22 protein-coding genes and 1 pseudogene are annotated in these 25,041 nt (G+C 64.4%); 10 read left to right on the forward strand and 13 right to left on the reverse strand.

Features of this window, described 5'->3' with window-relative positions; genetic code table 11:
- Positions 1-45 precede the first annotated feature (45 nt).
- The 8 genes from FJ424_RS18600 to FJ424_RS18635 are packed head-to-tail and all read left to right on the forward strand — an operon-like array spanning position 46 to position 7,613.
- Complete coding sequence (locus FJ424_RS18600) at positions 46-1,254, forward strand: cytochrome P450 (RefSeq protein WP_140653974.1); 1,209 nt, start codon at positions 46-48, stop codon at positions 1,252-1,254.
- 4 nt (positions 1,255-1,258) lie between these two features.
- Positions 1,259-2,074 (forward strand): MBL fold metallo-hydrolase, encoded by an 816-nt coding sequence (locus FJ424_RS18605; protein WP_140653975.1) that lies wholly within the window; start codon positions 1,259-1,261, stop codon positions 2,072-2,074.
- Positions 2,071-3,093, forward strand: a complete 1,023-nt coding sequence (locus FJ424_RS18610; RefSeq protein ID WP_246677290.1) for a zinc-binding alcohol dehydrogenase family protein — start codon at positions 2,071-2,073, stop codon at positions 3,091-3,093. Before FJ424_RS18605 ends, FJ424_RS18610 begins: the two co-directional genes overlap by 4 nt.
- Complete coding sequence (locus FJ424_RS18615; RefSeq protein WP_140653977.1) at positions 3,090-3,944, forward strand: fumarylacetoacetate hydrolase family protein; 855 nt, start codon at positions 3,090-3,092, stop codon at positions 3,942-3,944. The genes FJ424_RS18610 and FJ424_RS18615 overlap by 4 nt, the downstream gene beginning before the upstream one ends.
- A gap of 4 nt (positions 3,945-3,948) precedes the next feature.
- On the forward strand, positions 3,949-5,010 hold the full coding sequence (locus FJ424_RS18620; RefSeq protein WP_140653978.1) for a Gfo/Idh/MocA family oxidoreductase: 1,062 nt from the start codon (positions 3,949-3,951) through the stop codon (positions 5,008-5,010).
- Positions 5,007-5,342, forward strand: coding sequence for a putative quinol monooxygenase (locus FJ424_RS18625; protein ID WP_226891957.1), 336 nt, complete (start codon positions 5,007-5,009; stop codon positions 5,340-5,342). The genes FJ424_RS18620 and FJ424_RS18625 overlap by 4 nt, the downstream gene beginning before the upstream one ends.
- Positions 5,339-7,219: a hypothetical protein gene (locus FJ424_RS18630; RefSeq protein ID WP_140653980.1), complete on the forward strand. Its 1,881-nt coding sequence runs from the start codon at positions 5,339-5,341 to the stop codon at positions 7,217-7,219. The genes FJ424_RS18625 and FJ424_RS18630 overlap by 4 nt, the downstream gene beginning before the upstream one ends.
- Entirely contained in the window at positions 7,185-7,613 is a 429-nt protein-coding gene (locus tag FJ424_RS18635) for a hypothetical protein (protein ID WP_140653982.1), read from the forward strand. The genes FJ424_RS18630 and FJ424_RS18635 overlap by 35 nt, the downstream gene beginning before the upstream one ends.
- 14 nt (positions 7,614-7,627) lie before the next feature.
- Here FJ424_RS18635 and FJ424_RS18640 read toward each other — a convergent pair whose 3' ends face one another.
- The 11 genes from FJ424_RS18640 to FJ424_RS18690 all read right to left on the reverse strand — a co-directional run bounded on the left by FJ424_RS18640 (position 7,628) and on the right by FJ424_RS18690 (position 21,557).
- Positions 7,628-9,163, reverse strand: a complete 1,536-nt coding sequence (locus FJ424_RS18640; protein WP_140653984.1) for an SRPBCC family protein — start codon at positions 9,161-9,163, stop codon at positions 7,628-7,630.
- Positions 9,164-9,172: 9 nt separating this feature from the next.
- Complete coding sequence (locus tag FJ424_RS18645; protein ID WP_140643851.1) at positions 9,173-9,610, reverse strand: SRPBCC family protein; 438 nt, start codon at positions 9,608-9,610, stop codon at positions 9,173-9,175.
- A gap of 237 nt (positions 9,611-9,847) precedes the next feature.
- Positions 9,848-12,034 (reverse strand): flotillin family protein, encoded by a 2,187-nt coding sequence (locus FJ424_RS18650; protein WP_140653985.1) that lies wholly within the window; start codon positions 12,032-12,034, stop codon positions 9,848-9,850.
- 89 nt (positions 12,035-12,123) lie between these two features.
- Positions 12,124-14,343 carry an ABC transporter permease gene (locus FJ424_RS18655; protein WP_140653987.1) on the reverse strand — a complete coding sequence of 740 codons (2,220 nt, stop codon included), beginning with the start codon at positions 14,341-14,343 and terminating at the stop codon, positions 12,124-12,126.
- Entirely contained in the window at positions 14,336-15,121 is a 786-nt protein-coding gene (locus tag FJ424_RS18660; RefSeq protein WP_140653988.1) for an ABC transporter ATP-binding protein, read from the reverse strand. Before FJ424_RS18660 ends, FJ424_RS18655 begins: the two co-directional genes overlap by 8 nt.
- Before the next feature lie 24 nt (positions 15,122-15,145).
- Entirely contained in the window at positions 15,146-16,387 is a 1,242-nt protein-coding gene (locus FJ424_RS18665; protein ID WP_140653990.1) for an ABC transporter substrate-binding protein, read from the reverse strand.
- A 51-nt stretch (positions 16,388-16,438) separates the two neighbouring features.
- Complete coding sequence (locus tag FJ424_RS18670) at positions 16,439-17,467, reverse strand: branched-chain amino acid ABC transporter permease (protein WP_140653992.1); 1,029 nt, start codon at positions 17,465-17,467, stop codon at positions 16,439-16,441.
- On the reverse strand, positions 17,464-18,465 hold the full coding sequence (locus FJ424_RS18675) for a branched-chain amino acid ABC transporter permease (RefSeq protein ID WP_181182041.1): 1,002 nt from the start codon (positions 18,463-18,465) through the stop codon (positions 17,464-17,466). Before FJ424_RS18675 ends, FJ424_RS18670 begins: the two co-directional genes overlap by 4 nt.
- A 44-nt stretch (positions 18,466-18,509) precedes the next feature.
- Positions 18,510-19,850, reverse strand: coding sequence for an amidohydrolase family protein (locus FJ424_RS18680; RefSeq protein WP_140643868.1), 1,341 nt, complete (start codon positions 19,848-19,850; stop codon positions 18,510-18,512).
- A 52-nt stretch (positions 19,851-19,902) separates the two neighbouring features.
- Positions 19,903-20,682 (reverse strand): alpha/beta fold hydrolase, encoded by a 780-nt coding sequence (locus tag FJ424_RS18685; protein WP_140653995.1) that lies wholly within the window; start codon positions 20,680-20,682, stop codon positions 19,903-19,905.
- Positions 20,679-21,557: a fumarylacetoacetate hydrolase family protein gene (locus FJ424_RS18690; protein ID WP_140653997.1), complete on the reverse strand. Its 879-nt coding sequence runs from the start codon at positions 21,555-21,557 to the stop codon at positions 20,679-20,681. The genes FJ424_RS18685 and FJ424_RS18690 overlap by 4 nt, the downstream gene beginning before the upstream one ends.
- Before the next feature lie 224 nt (positions 21,558-21,781).
- On the opposite strand from FJ424_RS18690, the gene FJ424_RS18695 reads away from it, so the two are divergent.
- Together FJ424_RS18695 and FJ424_RS18700 are read left to right on the forward strand one after the other, a co-directional pair.
- Entirely contained in the window at positions 21,782-22,453 is a 672-nt protein-coding gene (locus FJ424_RS18695) for an FCD domain-containing protein (RefSeq protein ID WP_140653999.1), read from the forward strand.
- Positions 22,454-22,815: 362 nt separating this feature from the next.
- Positions 22,816-23,067, forward strand: coding sequence for a DUF768 domain-containing protein (locus FJ424_RS18700; protein WP_140643874.1), 252 nt, complete (start codon positions 22,816-22,818; stop codon positions 23,065-23,067).
- Between the two features lie 109 nt (positions 23,068-23,176).
- Here the strand turns inward: FJ424_RS18700 and FJ424_RS18705 are convergent.
- Both FJ424_RS18705 and xseA read right to left on the reverse strand, forming a co-directional pair.
- Positions 23,177-23,377: pseudogene (locus FJ424_RS18705) on the reverse strand (P1 family peptidase); the annotation flags it as partial.
- Positions 23,378-23,461: 84 nt separating this feature from the next.
- Positions 23,462-25,027 (reverse strand): exodeoxyribonuclease VII large subunit, encoded by a 1,566-nt coding sequence (gene xseA / locus FJ424_RS18710; protein ID WP_140654000.1) that lies wholly within the window; start codon positions 25,025-25,027, stop codon positions 23,462-23,464.
- Positions 25,028-25,041 lie beyond the last annotated feature (14 nt).

The following is a 25,041-nucleotide window of genomic DNA, read 5'->3' on the forward strand; positions in this document are numbered from 1 at the left end:
GCCGGAGGCACCTTTGAAGCGAACCAACCCGATCAAGTCGCGACCATGGCCGCAACAGTGACACCACAGACGATACCGGACGACGTGGACATCCACGATCCCGCGTTCGTCGCCGATCCATTCTCGGCCTTCGACAGGCTGCGGCGCGAATGTCCGGTGGCCTGGTCGAACAGGCACGGAGGTTTTTGGCTGCTGAGCCGCTATGACGACGTGCGGTCGGCGGCAATCAATTGGCGCGACTACACATCCAGCGTTCCCGGCGTGACGGCCATTCCCGTGATCACGCCGCGCACCGAACCCCAGCTGCCGATCGAAGTCGATCCGCCGCGGCACTCGCGCTACCGCGCGCTGGTCAACCCGGTCTTTGCCCCACAACGTGTCGCAGCCATCACGCCGCGCGTCAGGGCGCTGGCCCGGTCCCTCTTCGAGAAGATGGCTGCGAAGGGACAGGCCGAGATCGTTGCCGAATTCTGCGTGCCGGTTGCCGTCGCCTCGCTGGCGGCCTTCACCGACGTGCCGCTGGAAGATTCGGACAGGTGGATCGGCTGGATCACCAGCATGTTCAACATGAGCGACCCTGCAGCCGGCGCGGCTTCGAGCCGTGAACTCAACGCCTATATCGAGAAGCTGATCGCGGCGCGGCGCTCCAAGCCGACCGACGACTTCATCAGCATGCTGATTGCGGCCGAGATCGATGGCGAACGGCTGGACGACAATCAGATACGCTCATTCATGACCGTCGTCTTCGGCGCAGGTTTCGAGACCACGGCGGATGGCCTTTCGGTAATGCTGCACTGGCTCGCCGAACACCCGAAGGCCCTGGAGCGGCTTGCCGAGGAGCCAGCGCTCGTTCCCACCGCGGTGGAGGAGTTCCTGCGCTATTCCTCGCCGATCGAGATTTTCGGCCGCAACGCCTCGCACGACCTGTGCCTGCACGGTCGCAATATACGCGAGGGCGATATTGTGGCGCTCGGTTTCGGCTCGGCCAACCGAGATCCATCGGTATTCGAAGCGCCGAACGAGCTGCGCTTCGATCGCAATCCGAACAAGCATCTCACTTTCGGGGCCGGCCCACATCTTTGCGCCGGTGCGGGTGTAGCGCGCATGGAAATGGCGGTGACACTTGAGACGCTGATCGAAGCCCGCTTGAGCCTTGCGCCTGACACGACGAAAGAACTTCGCTGGAAGACACGCGGCGATCGGCACGGACTTTCCTGCCTGCCGCTCAAGATCGACACGAGAAAGACGAGTTGAACCGATGACGCTTCGACCCACGACCCGCATCCGCTTCCACGGCGTCGCCGCCTACGAGATTCTGACCGAGAACGGCATGCGCATATTGTGCGATCCCTTTCTCGATCAGAACCCCGGCGCCGCAACCAAATCCATCGAATTCGACCACGTGGATCTGGTGATCGTTAGCCATGCGGCCTTCGATCATCTGGGCGACACCGACAAAATCGCTGCCAAATATGGATGCCCGGTCGTCTGCGGCGGCGAGGTGAAGGCCTGGCTGATGGACCGCGGCATCCCCGCAAACCAGATTCGTGCAACCACCTGGGGCATCCGTGTCAAGGTGGCGGGCATCGAGATACAGCCGCTCGAATGTCACCACTGGTCGCAGATCAGGTTGAAGGACAATTCCTTCATATCCGGCGTGCCGATGGCCTTCATCGTCTATGCCGACGGGCTGCGTTTCTACCACTATGGCGACACAGCCATCTTCTCCGACCTGAAGCTGCAGGGCCAACTCTACAAGCCGAATGTCGGATGCATCGGCATCGCCAATCCGCAGGAGGTCCTGCATCTCAATCCGATGCCTGGCGAAATGCTGACGGGCGAGATGAGCCCCTACGAGGGGGTCCTTGCGACCCAATGGCTCGGGCTCGAGACCGTGCTGCCATGCCACTACATCACCCTCGACGGCGACAAGGATGTCGCCGACTACATGAAGCATCATGGCGCGGCGAGGGCGCGCGGCGAGCCTATCGCCGACCCCTATCTGCTTCGGGCCGGCGACTGGATCGAATTCGACGCCGAAGGCAGGGTGGTGCGCCCCGCAAAGGCGGCATGATGCAGGCCGCCATTTTCGATCAGCCGCGGTCGATCCGCATCGCCGATGTGCCGAAGCCGCTCCCTGGACCGGGCGAGGTGCTGGTGCGCGTCGGGGCAGCGGGCCTGTGCGCCGGCGATCTCTACATCTACACCGGCAAAAATCCTTACGTGATCTACCCGCGCATCGGCTGTCACGAGATCGCCGGCACGGTCGAGGCTTACGGTCAAGGGACCGCCGGTCCGAAGGTCGGGACGCGTGTCGTCGTCGACCCGTTCATAGGCTGCGGCCATTGCTATCCTTGCCGGGTCGGCAAGCGCAATTGCTGCGCCGACCTCGCCATTATCGGTGTACATCGCGAGGGCGGCTTCGCCGATTTCGTCACCGCGCCCGCGACCAATTTGAACCCTGTGCCGGACGGGCTGACCGATTTCGAGGCGGCATTCGCCGAGCCGGTCGCCATCGGCGTCCAGGGTTGCCGGCGTGGAATGGTCACCGCCGACGACACGGTCCTCGTTCTAGGCGCTGGTCCGATCGGTCTGGCGATCGTCGAGGTCGCGCGGGCGCTCGGCGCCAAAGTCTACGCAACCGACCTTTCGGCGGAGCGGCTGTCCACCGCCGCGGACATGGGTGCAACTCCGATCGCCGGCGGCGCGGGCCTGCTCGAGCGCGTGCTTGAGATCACGAACGGCGAGGGCATGCCGGTCGTCATGGAGGCGACGGGTGCGGCGCCAGCGATGGAACAGACCATCGACCTCGTCGCCGCCGGCGGCCGTATCGTCATCCTCGGCCTCGTCAAGAAAGGGCAGGGCGTCACGTTTCCCGGCCTGGATTTCACCCGCAAGGAAGTCACGATCCTCGGGTCGCGCGCGTCCGTCGATTGCTTTCCCGAGGCGCTCGATCTGCTTGCGTCGGGCAAGATCCACTATCCCAAGATCGCCAGCAGCTTCTCGCTGTCCGAGGCACCCACCGTTTTCAAAACACTCGCTGACAATCCGATGGCCTTGCACAAGGCTGTCTTCGTTTCGGAGGCCGTATGAAATTCGTGACTTTCTCCCATAAGAAGGCGGGGCATCACCACCACGCCGGCGTCCTCGACGGCGAGGAGGTGGTGTGCCTCACCGAAGCCGGGCTAGCGGCGTCGGTGCTCGACATCGTGCAGGGCGGCAAGTCGGCGCTCGACAAAATTCGCGGCGGACTTACCCAGGCGCCGCGCTATGCGCTTGTCGATGTCATGCTCGAAGCCCCCATCCGCCCCGGCAAGGTTCTTTGCTCCGGCATCAACTACAAAGGGCATGCCGAGGAAAATCCTAACGCCAAGATGCCAACCGAGCCGTTCTTCTTCGCAAAGCTGCCGTCATCGGTCGTCGGGCCGGACGTGGCGGTCGAGAAGCCGGTTCGAACCGAACAGATGGACTACGAGGTTGAATTCACCGCCGTGATCGGCAAGCGCCTGCACAAGGCCGCGGAGGCCGATGTGATGCCGGCGGTCTTCGGCTACACGCTGCTCAACGATATCTCCGCCCGCGACGTTCAATTCAAGGACAACCAGATTACCATCGGCAAGAATTTCGCCGGCTTCGCGCCCATCGGCCCCTGCATCGTCACTGCCGATGAACTGACCAGGCCGGATGATGTGGCGCTGAAGACCCGGCTCAACGGCAAGCTGCTGCAGAATGGCAGCACGTCCGACTGGCTCTTCTCGCTGCCGCGGCTGATATCCTTCCTCTCACACTATGTGCCGCTTGAGCCCGGCGATCTCGTCTCGACCGGAACGCCGGCTGGCGTAGGCGCCTTCCAGAAGCCGCAGATCTTCATGAAGGCGGGCGATATCGTCGAGATCGAGGCGACTGGCATCGGCGTGCTCAGAACGCCGATCGTGGCCGGATAGAGGTATGGCCCGCCCTTTGCGCATTGGTGTGATCGGCTGCGGCTTCTTCGCGCAGAACCATTTGCATTCCTGGCGCGACCTCGCCGAAACGGGAGCGCAACTCGCTGCCGTTTGCGATGTCGATGCCGGCAAGGCGCGCGCGGCTGGGGAGCAGTTCGGCGTGCCGTTTTACTCGGACGCCGAAAGCATGCTCGAGGCCGAGCGTCTCGACGTGGTCGACATCGTCACACGCCATGACACGCACAGGCTGTTGGCGGAGATCGCCATCGCGCATCGCGTTGCCGCGATCGTCCAGAAGCCGTTCGCGTCGACCTGGCAAGATTGCGTTGCGATCGTCGAATCGGCCCGCAAGGCAAATGTATGGCTTGCAGTGCACGAGAACTTCCGGTTCCAGGCGCCGATGCGCGTGGTCCGCAAGGTGATCGACAGCGGCGCCATCGGAACGCCGAGTTGGGCGAGGATTCGCTTCAGGACCGGCTTCGATGTCTACAAGACCCAGCCCTATTTCTATGACGAGGAGCGGCTGGCGATTGCTGATGTCGGCATCCACATGCTGGACCTTGCGCGCTTCTTCCTCGGCGAGGTCGAGCACATATCCAGTGAAACCCAGAAACGCAATCCGCACGTTCGCGCCGAGGATACGGCGACCATGCTGCTGCGCCATGCAAGTGGCGCGGTGTCGGTTGTGGAATGCACGTACGAGTCGCGACGTCTGCCCGATCATTTTCCTGAAACGCTGCTGGTCATTGAAGGTCCCAAGGGCGCGATTTCGCTTGGAGCCGGCTGCAGGATAACGGTGACGAGCGATGGCAAGACCTGGACGCAAGATGCTGGCGCGCCGCTCCTGACCTGGACCGGTCATCCCTGGCATGTCGCCCAGCAAGGCGTGATCGGCGCATGCGGCCATTTTCTCGACTGTCTGCAGCGTGGCGTCCCGGCCGAAACCAGCGGCGAGGACAATCTCAAGACATACGCGCTGGTCGACGCCGCCTATCGCGCCGCGGACGAACGGCGCGCCATTCAACCCATGCAATGGAATCCCATTCACAACGGAGAGCCTGGATGAGCATGCTTTCCGAAGCGGCCTTTGCGCTGACCGTTGTTTTCGAGCTCGTCGAGGGGACCTTTCCCGAGTTCTACCGGCTCGTTTCGGAGAATGCGGCGTCATCCGTCGAGCTTGAGCCGGGATGCCTGCGCTTCGATGTGCTGACACCGCTGGGACCCCAGAAACCGTCGCAGATCTTCCTCTACGAGATCTATCGTGACCGCGCAGCCTTCGACCTGCATCTTGCTTCCGAGCACTATCGCAGCTTCGATGCCAGCACGCGCGACATGGTGAGCAGCAAGACGGTCGTGACATACAAAGTCGATGAGAACTTCAAGCAGGCGAAGCTGTGACAGCCGATCCGGATCCTGTGGCGCTCTACGGCACCGACGAGCCCCTGCCGGAACGACGGCTTCTGACTGCCGGATCGCTGACCGCTATCCTTGAGGACGGCAATCTGCGGACGATTTCCTTTGCCGGCGTCGAGGTGGTTCGAGCGATAAACTATCTCGCGCGCGATTCATCCTGGGGGACTTACAAGGCCGAGCTCTCCAATGTCTCTGTGGCGACGGAAGGGGACTCCTTCAAAGTAGGCTACGATGGACTCTGCAGCGGTCCGCAAGGCCGCTTTGCTTATCGAATGACGATTACCGGCGACGCCTCGGGCGAACTCAGCCTGGAGGCCGAAGGTGTTGCACTCACTGATTTTCCGACAAACCGCACAGGCTTCGTCGTGCTTCACCCTGCCGAGGCAGCGGGCGGAAAGCTTTCCATCCGGCACAGCAACGGAATGATCGAAGATACGATTTTTCCCTCTCTGATCAGTCCGGATCAGCCTGCATTCGACATTTCGGCGCTGACGCATTACCCGGCACCCGGCATGACCTGCACCGTCGCCATGGAAGGCGATGCCTTCGAGATGGAGGACCAGCGCAACTGGACGGACGCCTCTTTCAAGACCTATATCCGGCCACTTTCAAAACCCCGTCCATATATCATTCGCAAAGATACGCAGGACCGTCATTGCATCACTGTTTCCGTGCGCGCCGATGCGTCGGCAACCCAAAAGACAACCGGCGGCGTTGTAACTCTGACGCTTGGCGGACCGGCTGGACGCATGCCGTCTATTGCTTTGTTCCTCGATCCAGACGATTTGCCTGACGCGACGGCCAGCGCATCTTTGCTTGGGCCGGTTCCGGAGATCATTGTTCGCTTCGACAGCGCGCGCGGGCATGACGCTCGGATGCTGCGCAAATCAGCCGACCTTGCGGGTGCGCTCGGCGCCCGATTGGCGGTCGAGGCGGTTGTTGAAACGGTCGATCCCTCAGCAGAAGCAGCGGCCATTGCCGATGCGATTCGTTTGTCCAAAGTCAAACCCAGCGCGCTGCTGGTTTCGCCCCGGCGCGAATTCAAGACGCGGCCCTCGAACCATTTGCCTACAGGCGAGCGGCCCGTCGGCGAACTGGTCGATGCGCTCAAGGCAAATGGCATCGATTGCCTGATAGGCGCGGGAACTCCCTCCCTGTTCACCGAATTCAACCGCAATCCGCCGAGCGGAGATGCGGATTTTGTCTTCTTCGGCAACAGCGCGATCGTGCATGCCGCCGACGAGCAGTCGGTCATGGAAACCCTGACGGTTTATTCAGCCGTGATGGAGACGGCGCGGCATTTATGTCCTGGCAAGTCGATCTGGCTGGGACCGTGCACGATCGGTATGCGACATAATCCTTACGGACAGTCAGTTGCGGCCAATCCTGACCTTATCCGGATACCTGCCGCCCGCATCGACCCGCGCCAGCAAGCATTGTTCGGTGCCGCCTTTGCCGTCGGCGTGGCGACCCAGGCAGCCGCGACAGCCGCCGATCGATTGATATTGGCAGCACCGACCGGACCGTTCGGGCTTTTGAATGAGGATGGCACCCCGCGACCGTTACAGGCCATCCATGCCCAACTCGTGGCTGCAGCAGGAACCCAGCGCTACGACGTTTCGGTCAATCATTCGGCAGTGGCGGCCGTCGCTTTTCAGCTCGCCGACGAAATCCGCATCCTGGCGGCAAATCTAACCCCGGCGCCGATCGAGATTGCGTTGGCCCCGACGGCAAAACTTCAAGGCGTCACTTGCGACGATCCGGAACTGGTGAATTCTCATCGGGCCAGCCACTCAGTAGGGCCATACAGCTCTATCGCTTTTCAGGTTGCCCGACACGGGAGACGAGGTAGAGGGCCTTGACGAGCCCTACAAATTCGGCCCGGCGACCGATATCGTCGAGCTTCCCGTCACCTGGGGGCTGGACGATTATCCGGCCTTCGAGGTTGTTGCCGGCTGGAACCAGGGCTACTCGAATCCGCGCGACATCGAGGAAATCTGGTGGGATGACTTCCGGTATGCGCTCGAGAACTGCAAGGGCGGCATCTACACGCTCACCATGCATCCCGAATTCATCGGCCGCGGCCATCGCATCATGATGCTCGACCGGCTGATCCAGCGCATGAAAGCCTGCGCGGGCGTACATTTCACCACGCTCGGCCCTTATGCCGCCGAATGGAAATCGCAGAACCCGCTCGAAAAATGGAAGTCGGAAAACCCGATGCGCACCGGCGTCAACAGCTTCCCATCGCTCTGACCGGCCGTGGGTGGCTACGGCAACAGAACGAGCGCCCCGCTGGTCTTGCGGGTTTCCAGGTCTCGATGGGCGTCCGCGGCTTTGGCCAGGTCGTAGGACGCTGGCTGCCCGATCCTGACGGCGCGCTGGCGAAATGCCGTAAAGAAGCGGTCGACATGCGGCGCGAGCTTCTCGGGCGTGTCGGTGTAATGAGCATAATTGGGCCGCGAAACGGTGATCGACTTCGAGGCCAGGCGGTCGATGTCCCAGGCGCCGACCGGCCCCGATGCCTGGCCGAAGCTGACGAGATGACCGCGTGTGGCAAGGGCCGCGAGCGAGCCGGCGAAAGTATCGATACCGACGGCATCGTAAATGACGTTGGCGCCTGCGCCGGCGGTCAGCCGCATCACCGCCTCGCTGAAATCCTCCCGGGAGTAGACGATGACATGGTGCGCGCCGAGACGCTCGACGATGCGCGCCTTGTCATCGCTCGACATGGTTGCGATCACGGTGGCGCCGAGATGGCGTGCCCATTGCACCAGCAATTGGCCGATGCCACCGGCGGCGGCGTGGATGAGCACGACCTCGCCTGGCCGAACGGCATGGACGTCGTGCAGGAGAAAACTGGCTGCCACGCCCTTGAGCAGGCTCGCGGCGGCGACCTCGTCAGAAATGTCGTCCGACAGCCGCACCAACAGGTCGGCCGTCATGTTGCGGCGCTCTGCATAGGCGCCGACCGGCGGGCAGGCATAGGCCACCCGATCGCCGACCGACAGGCCGGATATTGCCGCGCCGACAGCCTCGATGACGCCCGCGGCCTCCATGCCCGGCACGCCCGGCGGCCGCAGCAGATCGAAGAAGCCGGTGCGGCAATAGACGTCGATGAAGTTGACGCCGATCGCCATGTGGCGGATCCGCACCTCGTCGGGCGCCGGCGGCGGCAATGCGATTTCCTTCAGCTGCAGAACCTCCGGTCCGCCATAGCGCTCGACAAGGATCGCGCGCGTCGTTTCTCGTGTGTCCCGGGGCGGTGCGAGGATCGACGGCGCGGGGATCGAACGGGGTGCCACGCCTGTCGGCGTCGACGGCATGGTTGCCGGCGACGGCCTTGCCTCGGCCGGCATGGCGGCGTCGCGACGTCCGAGGAGATTGCGGATCGCGGCAAAGCCGGCACGATAGATATCTTCGGCGACCAGCTTCACCAGTTCGTCGCGGCGATGCGCCGGCGGGTGGAATTCGGAGCGCCATTCCCAGAAGGTGGCGTTGCCGTCGGTCACCGGTTTCAGCCGTATCGACGCGACATAACCCATCAACGGCGGCGGCGCCTCGAGCAGGCAGTAGCTCAGCCGGCGCTCCTTGTCGGACAACGCCAGAAGCTGCTCGCGCAGTTCGCCGCCGTCGGCCAGACGGAAATGGCGCACGGCGCCGACCGCGTCGGCCGGCTCGCCGCCATCGATCTCGCTCGACGCGATGGCCGGGTGCCAGCGGTCGTGGCCGTTGAAATCGCGCAGGATGGCCCAGACCTCCTCGATCGGGGCATCGATGATCGTGCTCTGGCGGACCTGGACCATTCGCGGCGGTCAGCGTCCGAAGCGCTGCTTCAGCGCGGTAAGCGCGGCCTGGAACACGCCGCTGCCTATCTGCTGCGTCAGCGCTGCCTCGCGCTCGGGGGCGCAATCGAACTCGGCCTGCCATTCGGCCAACGTCAAATTGCCGTCGGTTATCGGCGTCAGCGACAAGGTGGCGACATAGTTCTCCACCTGCATCGGGCTCTCCAGGATCGCATAACTGCAGGAGAGGTCGTAGTCCGACAGCGCCAGCAGTCGTTCGCGGATCCGTCCGCCGTCCTTGAGCGTGAAACTGCGGATGCAGCCGATCCGGTCGGCATGCGCATTCTGCTCGATGCGGCTCTCGGCCACGAAAGGCGCCCAGTCCGGCAAGCCGTTGAAGTCGCGCACGACCTTCCAGACGTCCGCGGCCGGGGCCGGGATGACCGAGGAGACATAGACCTTGGTCATGCTTGCGAGCCGGCCGTGGGCATGGCGGTCCGAGCATTTATTGTCTTGCGCCGCGCCAGATCGACCCCCACTCCGTCGAGCTTCGCTCGACACCTCTCCCCGGATCGACGGGGGAGAGGAAAGGCGCGAGGCGATTCCAACTGGCTCCTTTCCTCTCTCTCCGGAGGGGGGAGAGGTGGCGCTGCGAAGCAGCGACGGAGTGGGGGAACCACTTGGCAAGAAAACACCGCCGTCACCTCAATGGTCGCGGTCGTCATCATCGTCCTTGGCGGCCTTGCCCTTGCCCTTTTTATCGCGGGCGAGGTTGGAAATGTCCTTGGCGTCGCGCAGCACGTCGGTCATCCGTCCGAGCGAGCCGCCTTCGATGCCGATCTCCTTCATCAGATTGTCGATCATCGGCGCCTGCACCCGGTAACGCAGCGCCGAATCGATCACCTCGTCGGTGACGTTGCGGTTGCCGCCGGATCCGCCGTTGATACCGTCGACATGCAGGATCTTGATGCCGTCGATCTTCTCCATCGGCTTGACGCTCTCGCGGATGATGCCTTCCATGTGATCCAGCAATTTACCGCGCAGGCGCCCGGCGCGCGCCTCGCTGGAGAGAAGGTTCTCCGCTTCGTTGATCTGCCGATGGCCGGTCGCGTCGACCTCGTAGCGCTGGGCTGCGGCAAGGGCGTGGATCTTTTCCGATTCCGCGGCCGCCACCGCAGCGATCTTCTGTGCCTCCGCCAGGCTCTTTGCGGCCTTCATCTCGGCGTCGGCGGCGGCCGTCACGCGAAGGGCCTCGCGCTCCGCCTCTCGGCTGGCGCCGATCAGGTCGGTCAGCTTGCGGCGCTCGGCGATCTCGCGCTCGCGGGCGGTCAGGGCCTGTTCCTCGGCTTGGATGGCCTTGGCGCGAACGGCTTCCGACGCGGCGATTGCCGAGGAGCGTTCCTGCGTCTTCTTGGCGATGTCGATAGCCTTCTGGATCTCGGCGATCTCGATCTTCTGGTCGCGGTCGACGCTGAGCTGACGAAGATCGCGCTCCTTGATAAGGCGAGCCTCCTCGATGCCGCGCTCGGTGGTGATGCGTGCTCGCTCGACCTCTTCTCCAGCCGAGATCTCGGCTTCCTCGAAGGCCTGGCGCTTGGCGATCTGCAAGGCTTCGAGATGGCGTTCCCTGGCGATCCGCACCTCGTCGACCGCACGTTCCTGCTCGATCCGCGCGGTCTCGGTCGCCTGGTTCTCGACGATTTCGGCGCGGCGCTTCTCCGCCTCCGCCCTGGTCACTTCGAGCGCCTTTTCCGCCAGCGCGATCTGGCGTTCGAGCTCGGCTATTTCGAGCGACTTCTTGCGTTCGATCTCGAGCCCGCTCTGCGCGCCTTCGCGCTCGATGCGCGCCTTCTCCAGCGCAAGTCCGAGAGCGATCTGCTCGCGCTCGGTCAATTCGCGCATCTTCATCTCGGCCTCGTCGAGCGCGCGGCGGCGCGCGATCTCGCGGCGCTGCGTGTCCTCCTCGCTGCGGATGCGTTCCTCGGTGACGCTGCGCTCCTGGGCAAGACGCGATTTCTCCACCGCCTCGCGCGCGGAAAGCTGCGCCTGTTCGGCTTCCTGGTCGCGTACGGCCCGTTCCCTGGCGAGCTCGGAGCGCTGCGCCGCGCGGCGGATCTCGACTTCGCGCTCCTGTTCGAGGCGCGCATATTCGGTGTCGCGCTCGATCTCCAGCACCTTGCGCTGGGTGTCGAGGTTCTGGTTGCGGATGTCGACCAAAGTGCGCTGCTCGATCTCGTTGCGCATGCGGCGCCTGGTCTCGATGGACTCCGTCAGCTGCGTCAGGCCTTCGGCATCGAAGGCGTTGGACGGATCGAAATATTCGAGGCTGGTCTGGTCGAGGTCGACGATGGCGACGCTTTCCAGTTCCAGCCCGTTGGCGGTCAGCGAATCCGAAGCAAGCGCGCGGACCTTGTCGGCGTAGTCGCCGCGCAGCTCATGCATCTCTTCCAGCGTCATCTGCGCGGCGACGGTGCGCATGGCGCCGGCGAACTTGCCCTCCAGCAATTCGCGCAGGCTCTCGGGCTGTAGCGTGCGGCGGCCGAGCGTCTGCGCCGCCGCGGCAACAAATTCCCGGCTCGCGCCGACGCGGACGAAGAACTCTGCGATGAGGTCGACGCGCATGCGGTTCCTGGTGATCAGCGCCAGCGCGTCCTCGCGGCGAACCTCGATGCGCAGCACACCCATGTTGACCGGGGTGATCTCGTGCAGCACCGGAATGACGAAGGCGCCGCCATTCACCACCACCTTCTCGCCCAGGAAGCCGGTGCGCACGAACGCCGTCTCCTTGGTCGAGCGGCGATAGAGCCATCGCAAGATGTAGACGGCGATCACCACGACGACCGCGGCAACGATCAGCCACAACAGGAAAGCGCCAAAGCTCTGCGCGTCCATGATTTATTCTCCCCTACACAATCCGGTCAGTGCCAGGCGCCCGGCACCAATTTCGAAGATCCGTCCGCCGTCCGGTAAAGTCCAACTGTTCATGCCCGCCTCTGCAGCTTTGGGCCGATCGCGTGGAAAGCGCTGATCACCGCATCGACAAAGGGCATGTCGTTGATGTTGGCGCGCACCCGCTCGACATGGCGCTGGGGCGTCCGGCGAACGGTCTTTTCGATCGCTTCGAACAGAGCGTTGTCGGCTTCCGGATCGTGAAAGGGCTGGCCAGGCGCATCGAGCAGCGACACGCCGCCCTCGGGCAGCAGGAAGCGCACCGGTCCGTCCATGGCGTTGAGCCGCGTGCCGATCCATTCGCCGAAGGCCCGGTTCTCGTCGCGGGTCGTGCGCATCAGCGTGACATTTGGATTGTGAATGACGAATTTGCGGCCGCGGAACTTTTCCGGCACGGTCTCGCGCGGCCCGAAATTGACCATGTCGAGCGCGCCGGCCGAGCCGACATAGGGCAGCCTTGTGCGGATCGCCGCTCCGAAACGATCCTCGGTCGCCGGGAAGACGCCGCCGACGATCATGTCGGCCACTTCGGTCGTGGTGAGATCGAGGAAAGCCGACAGCAGCCGGGAGTCGCCGAGATTCTCCATGGCGCGCCCGCCGATGCCGGTGGCGTGGAAGACGAGGCAGTCATAGTCGGCTTCGAGCCGTTTCGTCACCGCCTGCACCGCCGGCGTGGTGACACCGAACATGGTGATGCCGAGGGCAGGGCGCGCCAGCTTGCGCCTGGCGTCCCACGCCTCGGCATTGGGCAGTTGCGCGACCATGCCGGCCATGGCGTGGGCGGCGTTGGACAGCACCTGCTCGGTGATCGAGTTCAACCCCTGAACATCGGCGACCGAATGGAACATCATGATGTCGGCGCCGCCGACATATTTGGCGACGTCGCCCGCAGCCACCGTCGAGACCATCAGCTTGGGGATGCCGACCGGCAAGACCCGCATGCCGGACGTCGCCAGCGTGGTGCCGCCGGAGCCGCCCGCCGAGATGACGCCGCCGATGCGCGGTTCCCGCTCGATCCAGCGCGCGAAAGCCTCCGCCATGGCGCCGACCGAGCCGCCGCGATCGTCGGTGAAGACGGCCGAGGATCCGCGCGGGTGCATGCCGGCCACCTGCATGGCGGGCACGTCCGCGCTCGACGGCTTTCCCGATGTCGACAGGTCGACGGTGCGCACAGGCAGTCCGAGCGACTTCAGCCGGTCGGCGACGAAGCGCAATTCCTTGCCCTTGGTGTCGAACGTGCCGACGATCAGCACGGTTTTGCCGATGCGCTCGGCAAAGGGGATGGCGAAGACCTTCTTCGGGTCGTCCTGGGGCGCCGTCTTGTCGACGGCCGCTTGCCTCAGTTCGGTGACCGGCACGTTCCAGCGGTTGGGCAATTGGGTGACGGGCCGATAGACGCCGTCGCCCCCCGCCGGCTCGAGCGATCCGGCGGACGCGCGGTCGATGCGATAGACGGCCGCCAGTTGCTCCTTTGCCTGTGCCGCTTCCGTCGGCGTGACAGGCGCTTCCTCGGCGTGGCGTCCGACGCCGAGCAGCCGCTGCTGCAGGTCGCGGTCGACGGTGAGCGCGGCCGCGTCCATCAGCCGGTTGATCCGGCCATTGACCATGATCGCGACCTGGCTGGAGACAGCGGTGGCGACGCCGATGTTCTGCTCGATCACGAGCACCGCCATCTCGCCTTCGGCGGCAAGGTCGACCAGCATCTTTTCGACCTGGTCGACGATGATCGGCGCCAGCCCCTCGGTCGGCTCATCCATCACCAGAAGCTTCGGGTCGCTGAGGAGCGCGCGCGAGATGGCGAGCATCTGCTGCTCGCCCCCCGACAGCTGCGATCCGCCATTGTGCCGGCGCTCCGCCAAGCGCGGAAAGGTCTGGTAGACGCGCTCGACCGTCCAACTCGCGTCACGCCGATTGCCGCCGGCAAGGCGCAGATGCTCGTCGACCGTCAGGCTCGGCCAGACGCGCCGCCCCTGCGGCACATAGCCGACGCCGAGGCGGTGGATCTCGTGCGGTTCGAGCGCGGTGGTCTCGCGGCCGTCGAAGCGGATCGAGCCGGAGCGCGCGCGCTTCAGTCCGACGATGGTATTGCACAGCGTCGACTTGCCCATGCCGTTGCGGCCGACCACGGAAAGCACACCGCTCTCCAGCGTCAGCGAAATCCCCTGCAAGGCATGGCTCTCGCCGTAGAAGACCTGCAGGTCTTCTATCTTCAGCACCGCCCTGGGGCTTTTGCCGGCGGGGCGTTCAGCCATGCTTGCCTCCGAGATAGATCTGTTGGACCTCCGGATCGGCCTCGATTTCCTGCGGCGTGCCTTCCTTGAACAGATGCCCATTGTGCATCATCGACACGTAGTCCGCCACGCGCAGGGCGACGTCGAGATCATGCTCGATGATGATGAAACCGATATGCTTCGGCAACGCGTTGAGGATGGCGACGAGGTCGCGCCGCTCGGTCGGCGAAAGACCCGCCGCCGGTTCGTCGAACAGGATGAAGCGCGGCGCGCCGGCGAGCGCCAGCGCGATTTCCAACTGGCGTTGCTGGCCGTGGCTCAGCGTCGCCACCAGTGCGTCGCGATGGGCTTCGAGATGAACCGCCTCGAGGATCGATCGCGCCTGCACCATGTTGACGTCGGCGGCGGTGGGCCTCAGCAGCGAAAACCGCTGGCGCGAGACGCCTCGGCAGGCGAGAAAGATGGAATCGAGGACCGACAGCCCCTTGAACAGCTGCGAGATCTGATAGGTGCGGCGCAGGCCGCGGCGGATACGCTCGTGCGGCGGCAGGTCGGTGATGTCCTCGCCGAAGAAACGGATGCGTCCGGCAGTCGGCAGGAAGTCGCCGGTCACGGCGTTGAACAGGGTGGTCTTGCCGGCGCCGTTGGAGCCGAGGACCGCGCGCCGCTCGCCGGCCGCGATCCTCATATCGATGCCCGAGAGCGCCACCAGCGCTCCGAAATGCCGCGCCACGCCATCGAGCTCCAGCGCGTAGGCACTGGTGCTCTGCAGACGGTTCGCGGCCAGGTTTTCGGTCACTGACGATGCTCTTGGCGCGTGCCGTTACGGGCAGCTCGGATTGTCGCGGTTGACCGCCCCGAGCTTCATGAACTCGTCCTCGGGGATGCCCAGCGTCTGGTTGACCTGCGGCACGACCTTGACCAGCTTGTTGAGAAGAGTGCCGTCCGAGCCTTCGGTAACCTCGGTCAAGAAGATGTCGGCGACCGCGTTGCGGTTCTTGTCGAGCGACACTTTGCCAGTCGGCGTGTCGAAGGAAAGCTTCGACAAGGCCTCGCGCAACTTCTTGCCGCCGTCGGAGACGTCGCCGCCAACCTGGTCGAGCGCCAGCAGCGTCGCCTTCATGTTCACATAGTAGCCATGGGCGAAGAGCGACGGCGAGGGGAAGGCTCCCGGCTGCTTCTCGTAGGCGTCGACAAACGTCTTCCAGGCCGGCGCGTCATTGGTGTCGGCGGTCGGGCCGGCAGACGGCGTGCCTTTCAGCACATCCTTCAGCTTGCCCTTCGAAGTCAGCACGGTCTGGTCGACAGTGATCGAGCCGCCGATGAGCGGAGCCGAGCCCCCGGCCTGCTGGTATTGGGTCAGGAAGTTAACGGCGTCGGCGCCGCCGAGCGCCACATAGATGGCGTCGACATCCTCGGGAATCGCCGCGATGACGGAGGAGAAGTCCTTGTTGCCGATCGGCACCCAGGATTTCGACGGCACGTGCCCGCCGGCCTTGCAGAACTCGGCCATGAAGCCGAACACCTGCGTGTAGGGGAAGGAGTAATCCTCGGCGACGGTGGCGACCTTCTTGTAGCCCTTGTCGTTGAAGGCATAGGTGCCGAGGCCGGCCATCCACTGCGCGCCGTCGGTGGAAAAGCGGAAGAAGTTCTCGGCCGGATTGCGCAGCGTCGTGTCCTGCGCTGCCGAGGTGCCGTTGATGAACGTCACGTCCGGCTTGGTCTTGGCATAGTCCTTGACGGCGAGGCCTTCATCGCCCGAAAGCGGGCCGACCAGCACCTTCACGCCGTCCTGCTCGACAAGCTTGCGCGCGGCGCGCACGGCGCTGTCGGGCGAGGCGTCGGACGAGCCCTTGACGATCTCGATCTTCTTGCCGGCGACAGTGCCGTTGGTCTCGGCGACCGCCGTCATGGCGCCGCGTTCGCCGTCCTCGCCGAGCACCGTGAACGGCCCTTCGAAAGTGGCGAGCAGGCCGATCTTGATCGTGTCGTCGGCGGCGAGCGCCATCGAAGGCGCGGTCAGCCCGGTGAACAGCGCCAGGGCCAGCAGTGTACGTCTGTGCATTTTCGGTTCCTCCCGTTTGATTGGTCAGCAGTGCTTCATCCGCGCCAGCCGCTAGGGGCCGGCGCGCAATGATCCCTGGGCAAGATGTGGCTTGATCCTCCCCCACAACCCAAGAATTCCATCCGGCGAGACGAAGACGATCGCCAGGAACACCAGGCCGATCAGCGTGTTGAAACGCTCGGCACCGACGATGTCGATGGCGAAGGTCTGCATCAGTATGACGACGATCGCGCCGACGAACGGCCCGATCGGGTGGCGCAGGCCGCCGATGACGGCGATGATCAGGATGTCGATCGCCACGTCGACACCGATAGTGCCGGGCGAGACGCGCCCGTTGAACCACACCAGAAGCACGCCCGCCAGCCCGGCGAGGATGCCTGCCAGGAACCAGGCGAAGACCTTGTGCGCGGTGACATGATAGCCCAGCGCTCGCATCCTTCGCGGATTGTCGCGGATCGCCTGCAAGGTCATGCCGAAGGTGGAGCGGGAGCCGTAGAGCACCGCCGCGTAGGACAGCGCCGCAAGGCCGAGGCAGAGGTAATAGAAGGGTTTCGGGTCCCGCCAGTCGATGCCCCAGAAGACCGGCGCGTGAATGCCGGCGTAGCCGGAATGGCCGTTGAAGATCGCGTAGTTCTGCTGGGCGAAGTAGAAGGTCGCCGTCGCGATCGCCAGCGTGATCATGAGCGTGTAGATGCCTTCCGTGCGCACCGAGATCCAGCCGATCAGCGCCGACGACACCGCCGCCGCGGCAACCGCGAAGGGGACGACGATCCACCAGGGCCAGCCGAAGCCCAGCACGTTGGAATTGTTGCTGCCGAGGATGGCGACGACGTAGGCGGCGATCCCGGCGACCGTGATCTGCGCCAGGCTGAGCATTCCGCCATAGCCGGCCAGCAGCATCAGCGACAGCGCCAGCACGCCGAAGATCATCGAGTAGCCGGCGATCTGCGTCAGGAAGAAATCCGATGCCACCAGCGGATAGAGAACGAGCGCGACGGCAAGGATGACGTGACCCGCGCCGATCTTGTCCAGCCAGTTCTGTTGCGGCACCGCGCCGTCGGCGACCGTGGTCAGGCTCATCTCGCCTTCCCCATGATGCCTTGCGGCCGCACCGCCAGCGTCACCACCATGATGACGAAGGTGAGCACCACGCCGTAGGTCGGGAAATAGACCAGGCCGATCTGCTCGGCCAGCCCGATGAGCAGCGCTCCGATCGCCGCGCCGGTGATGGAGCCCATGCCGCCGACGATCACCACGACCAGCGAGGCAAGCAAATAGCGCACGTCCTCGCCGGGTGCGACCGAGAGGGCCGATCCGCCGACCACGCCGGCGAAACCGGCAAGCCCGGCGCCGACCGCGAAGACGATGGCGAACACTGCGTGCACGTTGACGCCCGAGGCCGACAGCATGGCGCGGTCGTCGACGCCGGCGCGGATCATCATGCCGACGCGGGTCCTGTTGAGCATCAGCCAGAGCCCGACTCCGATGACGATCGCCGCCGCCAGCACGACCACGCGGTAGAGCGGATAGGTCAGGAAAACCGAAGCGCCGTTCGAGCGCACTGCTGTGATGACTGGCAGGGTCAAGGCGCCGTCGAGCCATTCCGGCGTGGCGATCTGGTAGGTGCCGCCGGCCCACACCGCCAGCATCAGGTCCGCGGCGACGATCGAGATGCCGATGGTGACGAGGGTCTGTCGGAGGTCGTCGCCCTCCAGGCGGCGGAAGACGAAAACCTGCATGACGACGCCGATGATGGCCAGCACTGCAAAGCCGGCGGCGACGCCGAGCAGCCAGTAGCCGGTGCGGCTGGTGACCTCGTAGCCGATATAGGCGCCGAGCAGGTAAAGCGAGCCGTGCGCCAGGTTGATGTTGCGCATCAGGCCGAAGATCAGGGTGAACCCGCTGGCGACCAGGAAATAGAGGCCGGCGAGCGTCAGGCCGTTGAGGATGGCGCTGACGAAGGCCTTCTTGGAGATCAGGATCGCGTTCAGCCAGGCGGGCCAGACGGCGAAGACCAGCCAGGCGACGATCGCCGCGGCCAGCAGGCCGACGAGGCCCCAGGCCTGGCGGCGTGTCATGCCGCCGCGCGACAGCGGCGAGGACGATGGCTGGTCGAGTATGCTCATGCGGTCAGCCGCCGGCGCTGCTCGTTCATGCGCGGCGCCTTGTGGAACTTACCGTCTTTCATGATGGCGAGGATGCGGTTCTTGTCCTGCAGGATGCGCACGTCCGAAATCGGGTCGCCGTCGATCAACAGGATATCGGCGAGGTAGCCTTCCTTGATCAGGCCGAGCTCGTCGCCCATGCCCATGATCTGGCCGCCATATTTGGTGCCGGCCTGGATCGCCTCCATCGGCGAGAAGCCGAGCATCTCGACGAAGGTCTGGATGTCCTTGGCGTTGGTGCCTTGCGGCGTCCAGGCAAAGCCGTAGTCGCCGCCGATGCACACGCGAATGCCGCGCCGGTGCATCTTCTTCATCGTGTCGACGCACATTTCAAGCTCTCGCTCATATTCGAGCGACAGCGGCGAGCCGGGCTTGATGCCCCATTGCTCGGCGTACCGCGCGGTGTTGATCAGCCATGCGATGCCCGGCGCCACGAAATGCTTGTCCTTGACCGCCTCGAGCATGTCGAGCGCTTCCTCGTCGGCGAAGGAGGCGTGGTAGATGTTCTGGATGCCGTGGCGCACGCACTGCTTGACCGAGCCGGAAGAGCGTGCGTGCGCCGACAGGACCTTGTTGCGGCAGCGCGCCTCGGAGGCGGCCATGGCGACCTCCTCTTCCGACATCGGCGTCTCCTCGGCGCCCATGCCGGTGATGCTCTCGCCGGATAGGTTGAGCTTGATCGAATCGACGCCGTATTTGATCAACTGGCGCACCGTGCGGCGGATTTCCTCCGGACCGGAGACGACGATGCCGAGATTGAGGCCCTCATGCGGAATATGCGAGGGCGCGGAATCGCCAAGGCCGCCGACCGTTGTGATCTCCGGTCCCGCCGCGAGGTAACGCGGTCCGGGAAACCGGCCCTGGTTGATGAACTTCTTGGCGACGACGTCGAGCCGCGGCTTGGCGGCGGCCGCGCCCCGGCCGGCGGTGAAGCCGGCATCGAGCACCAGCTTGGCCATCTCCATGGTGACCAGCATGTGCTCCTCGATCTCCATCATCTGGATGGGATCGATGCCGGGCGCGTTGTTCCAGGACAGATGCAGATGCGCGTCGATCATGCCGGGCATCAGCGTCGCGCCCATGCCGTCGATCACGGTGACGCCCCCTGGCGCGCCGCCATTGTAGGAAGACGACGCGGAGGAGCCGAAGCGGGACGAGCCCTTGGTGATCTGCTTGATGCGGTTGCCCTGCACCAGCACCTCGCCGGTGTAGGGATATTCACCTGATGCGTCGAGCACGCGCACATTGGTGAAGAGCGTGCTTCCCGACCCGTTTCCGGCCCAGTTTTCGTCTGCCATAACAAGCCTCCCAACTTGCCGAGCGCATAAGTCTACGCCCGATCCGAAATCCTCACCTATCAACCCGTCTCAAAAAATCGGCGAGCTTCGAGTTGCTCTCGCGCGGACTTTCCACCGTGGCCCAGTGTCCGCACCGATCGAGCGACGAGAATACGGCTCCCTTGATCTTGTCGGCAAGCGCCTGGGCGACGCCTGGCGGATTGACCGTGTCGGCATCGCCGGTGACGAGCAGGGTCGGCGCCGAAATCCGGCGCGCATCGACAGCTGTCGCCTTGGCCAGGGCCTCACAGGTGCGGGCATAGGATTCGGGGTCCTGGCGGGTGATCGATTCCCGCACGAAGGCCGCTGCCGCGGGCGATGTCTCCCTGGTGTGCGCCGAGATCGCGTTGGCGACGATCTGATCGGCGATGTCGGCGATGCCGCCGGAGCGTGCCAGACGGGCTCGGTTGGCCAAGCCTTGCCGGGTCGCTTCCGCAGGTTCGGCCAAAGCGCCGAACAGCGCGAGCGAAGCTACCAAGGAGGGCTGTGTCGCCGCGATCTGCTGGCAGATGATGGTGCCCATCGAATGGCCGACGAGGTGCGCTGAGGTAACGCACATGCCGGCCATGGCGCGGATCACGGCTTCGCTCATCCCTTCGATGGTGAGCGGCTCGATCGGCTGCGGCGAACGGCCCGACCCCGGCAGGTCGAGCCGGACGACGCGGTAGCCCGACAGCGCCCCCATCTGCGGCTGGAACATGTTCGAGGTGCCGCCGAGGCCGTGGATCATCACCACGGCCGCGCCTTCGCCTGTAACTTCCGCAACGACCTGGCCGACAGTCACGGTCGTCATTGCGGCCTCTCCACGAAACGGTTCTCCAGCGTGCCGATGCCGTCGATCTCGATGCGCACGACATCGCCGGGCTTGAGATATCTGGGCGGGTCGAAGCCGATGCCGACGCCGACGGGCGTGCCGGTGGCGATGATGTCGCCGGGCTTGAGCGTGATACCTTGCGACAGCGTGGCGATGATGGTCGGGATATCGAAGATGAGCAGCGATATCCTGGAGTCCTGGCGCAGGTCCTCGTTGACGAAACAGCGGATGCCGGCGCTGGCGAGATCGAACTCGTCCCTGGTGACGGCCCATGGACCCATCGGACAGAACGTGTCCTGCGATTTGCCGATCAGCCACTGGCTGTATTTGCCTTGCAGGTCGCGCGCCGTGACGTCGTTGACGATCGTGTAGCCCCAGACGTGGTCGAGGGCTTCCTCTTTCGAGATGCCGCGCCCGCCCTTGCCGATGATGACGGCGAGCTCCGCCTCATAGTCGATCGCCGTCGACACGGAGGAGTCGATCAACACGCTGGCGTGGTTGGGGACGACCGATTCCGGCACTTTGGAGAAGATGATCGGGTGTTTTGGCACCGCGCCGGCGCCGGCGCTGGAATCGAAGCCGCTGCGGGCGAATTCATGCGCATGCTCGTAATAGTTCTTGCCGACGCAGAAGATGTTGCGGCGTGGCTGTGGAATTGGAGCTTCGATCTCAACGCCCGCTAGTGGGACCGGGGAGAGGGTGCGCGGCACGCCGGCTCCGTTGCGTTCGATCAGCGCCAGCAATCCGGTCTCGGCGCGCTCGACGGGGAAATCGAAGGGGGCAACGGTCTGGGCGGCAAGATCGACCAGGCCGACCCGCCTTTCGCCGGCGAGCGAGAATGTCGCGACCCGCATGAAGTTCCTCCCGTGAACCAATTTTGAGCCAATTTTCTGCTCTTTTGAAACACGCTAGCGCCAATTGGCTTAGGCCGCAAGCCGGATTCGGATTGGCTGCATGAAATAGTTCCAACGCTCGCGGCGATGCAAATGGCGACCTACCGGCAGGCCTGCATGATGGACGGGCGCACGAAAAGCTGCTATGAATGGTTCATCATTGGATCAGATAAACGCTGCCAAACATGCCCAAGCTGGTTGCCAACGACATCGCCATCGCCTTGAAGAAACGGATTTCGCTGGGCGAATGGATGGAAAACGGTCGTATGCCGCCCGAGCGTGACCTGGCAAGCGAGTTCGGTGTGGCGCGCAACACCGTGCGCCGCGCCGTCGGCCTGCTCGAGGATGACGGCACGGTCGTACGGCATGTTGGTCGCGGAACTTTTTTGACGGCAGCCAATTCCGATTCCATGGCCGCGACCGTCGCGCGGATGGAAGGGACCAGCCCGGCCGACATGATGGAGATCAGGCAGTTGCTGGAGCCGGCGGCGGCATCCTTCGCCGCGACCAATGCAAGCGCCGGCGAATTGAACGCAGTGCGCGAGGCGCACAAGATCGCCTGCGCATCCCAGGACATGCCGACGTTCGAGCACTGGGACGCGGAATTTCATCACCGCATATTCGCGTGCTCGCGCAACGACTTCCTCAAGGAGATCCACAATCTCATGCGCGTCCTGCGCAATCAGCGGCCGTGGTTCGAGATGAAGAAGCGTTCCTTCTCGGAGGAACGCCGCGCCACCTATTGCAGCGAGCACCAGCTCGTCCTGGATGCCTTGCTGGCGCGCGACTCCGAAGGCGCCAGCAAGGCGATGCTGACGCATCTGAGGACCGTCGAGCGCAATCTTCTGGGGAGGTAGCCGCCCCGATGAAGGACCCCGAGTCGACATCGCATGAGGATGCCACTATATAGCGCCTGCTCCAGCTAAAGACGGGGCAACGTTGACCGGAAAGCTGTGACACAGTCTGTGCTACCCATCGTGATACAAATGCGCTGTCGAACATAGAAAAAAGCCAGCAAAAACAACAACGGCGGCCTTCTGTCGATCCCGGCCAACAATCCCATCATTCTCAACGATCTGAACGTGCACCTTCAACCCTTCCATTCCTTCGGTTTCGCGAACCACGGGCAAGATGTCTTGCCGGTCGAGGCCGACTCGGCTCGAATGGGGGGCGGACGTTCATGGCTACCAACCGGCTTAGCCGCTAGGGAAGAAGCAGTATGAGTGAACATGCGATCGAGTTCTTGCGCGGATGGATTGGCGAGAAAGTCCAATGCCAGCATTCGCCGATCAAGATCGAGCAGGCCGAGACCCTTGCCAAGGAGTGCTGCGCCAAGGCCGCCGAGGCAGGCATTCTCCTAGAGGACATCCAGGAAGAGGTCGGCGACATCCAGGAACTGATCGCGTCGCGCCTCGAGGAAGCCGCCGAAGAGGGCACCAGCGAAGCGAAGCCCGACAAGCCGGCGGAATAAACAGCCGCCTGCCACAGGCCGGCTCTTAGAGCAATTCCAAGAAAAGTGTGTAACGGTTTTCCGTCCGGAATTGCGTAAAAACAAAGATAGAGCGTTTCCGTGAAACGCTCTATCCGAATTTTTCCTTCAGCCACGTCTTCGGCTGCGCCGGCACGAAATTGCCGTCGCGTCCCGCCATATCCTCATTGGCGATCAATGCGTTGAGGATCGCTTCCTCGACATCTTGCACGACCGCGTCGAAGAACGGGTCGATGTCGACATCCGGGATGAACTCCGCGCGGGCGATGCGGCCGGAAGCCGCCTGGGCGGCCTCCGGAGCGCGATACTGAAGGAGCGCAGGCGCGGCTTGCCCGATGGCGTGCGAAGATGCGGGTCGTGGTTGCCCATGGAAACCTCAGAACAACGAACCCTGATTGCCCGGCTCCTTGGCTTTCGCGGGTGATTTCGCGGCCAGCTTCGGCCGCGCGCCGCCGCTGGTTGCGATGGCTTCGGCATTGCCGTCGGCGAATTCCAGCTGCAGCGCCACGCCGGGCGCCACCTCCGCGACCCGCTTGATCACCGCGCCGTCAGCGTCCTTGACCAACGCGAAGCCGCGCGCCAGCACGGCTTTGTGCGACAATGTCGAAAGCAGCCGGTCCGCCTGGGTGAGAGCCGCGCGCAGCCGGTCGAGCCGCCGCGCCGTCGCCTGGTCCTGCCTGCGCGACAGTCCGGCCAATACGTCGGCCTGCAGCTTCTGCCGTCGGACGATCGGCGCCGGCGACAGCCGCGTAGAATTGCGCTGAAAGCGTGCGCGGCGCTCGCGCACGATGGCGAAGAACGCGGCTCGCGCCCGGGCAATGTCGCGGCCGGTCAGCGTGCGCGCTTCGTTGAGGCGCCGCGACAGGGTCGCCGGCGTCAGCCTTTGCCGCTCCAGCGTTGCTCGCTTGCGCTCGATATTCACCGTCAACCCGCGGCCGAGCCGGCTCGTCGCGTCGTCGAAACGGCGGCGCGGCAGCGCCAGCAACTGGTCCGGCGAGGGGAGTGCCCGCGCCGCCGCGCGCACCGCCTGGCGCTTGCGCTCCAGATGCCGCGAGGCGCAGGCGTTGAGCCGCGCGCCGAGGCTGGCGAGCGTCGCCTCCAGCTCCGCCCTGACCGGTACGGCGATCTCGGCCGCACCCGTCGGCGTCGGCGCGCGCATGTCGGCGACGAAGTCGATCAGAGTCGTATCGGTCTCGTGCCCGACAGCGGAGATCACCGGGATGCCGGACGCCGCAACGGCGCGCGCCAGCCCTTCGTCGTTGAAGCCCCACAGGTCTTCGAGGCTGCCGCCGCCGCGCGCCACGATCAACAGATCGGGCTGGCGGATGGGTCCCTCCCATGTCAACGCGTTGAAGCCGTTGACCGCAGCCGTGACTTCCCTGGCGGTCGTGTCGCCCTGAACCCTCACCGGCCAGACCAGCACATGGAGCGGAAACCGGTCCTTGATGCGATGGATGATGTCGCGGATCACCGAGCCGGTCGGCGAGGTGACGACGCCGATGACGCGCGGCATGAACGGCAGCGGGCGCTTGCGGCCGGCATCGAACAGGCCTTCGGCCTGCAGCCGTCGTTTGCGCTCTTCGAGCAGCGCCATCAGCGCGCCGGCGCCCGCCGGCTCCAGATTGTCGATGACGATCTGGTAGTTGGATTTGCCGGGATAGGTCGTCAGCTTGCCGCTGGCGATCACCTCCATGCCTTCCTCGGGGCGGAACTTCAGCCGCGCCATGGTGGTCTTCCAGACCACGGCATCGATCCGCGCCCGGTCGTCCTTCAATGCGAAGTAGGCGTGGCCGGACGAATGCGGGCCGCGATAGCCGGAAATCTCGCCACGCACCCGCACATTGCCGAAGGCGTCCTCGACAGTGCGCTTCAGCGCGCCGGAAATCTCGCTCACCGTGTATTCGGTGGCGTTGCTGCGTGATTCGGTTGCTGTTTCACTCATTTGGCGATTGGGGA

Origin of the sequence: Mesorhizobium sp. B3-1-8 (genome assembly GCF_006439495.1) — a bacterium.
GTDB lineage: Bacteria > Pseudomonadota > Alphaproteobacteria > Rhizobiales > Rhizobiaceae > Mesorhizobium.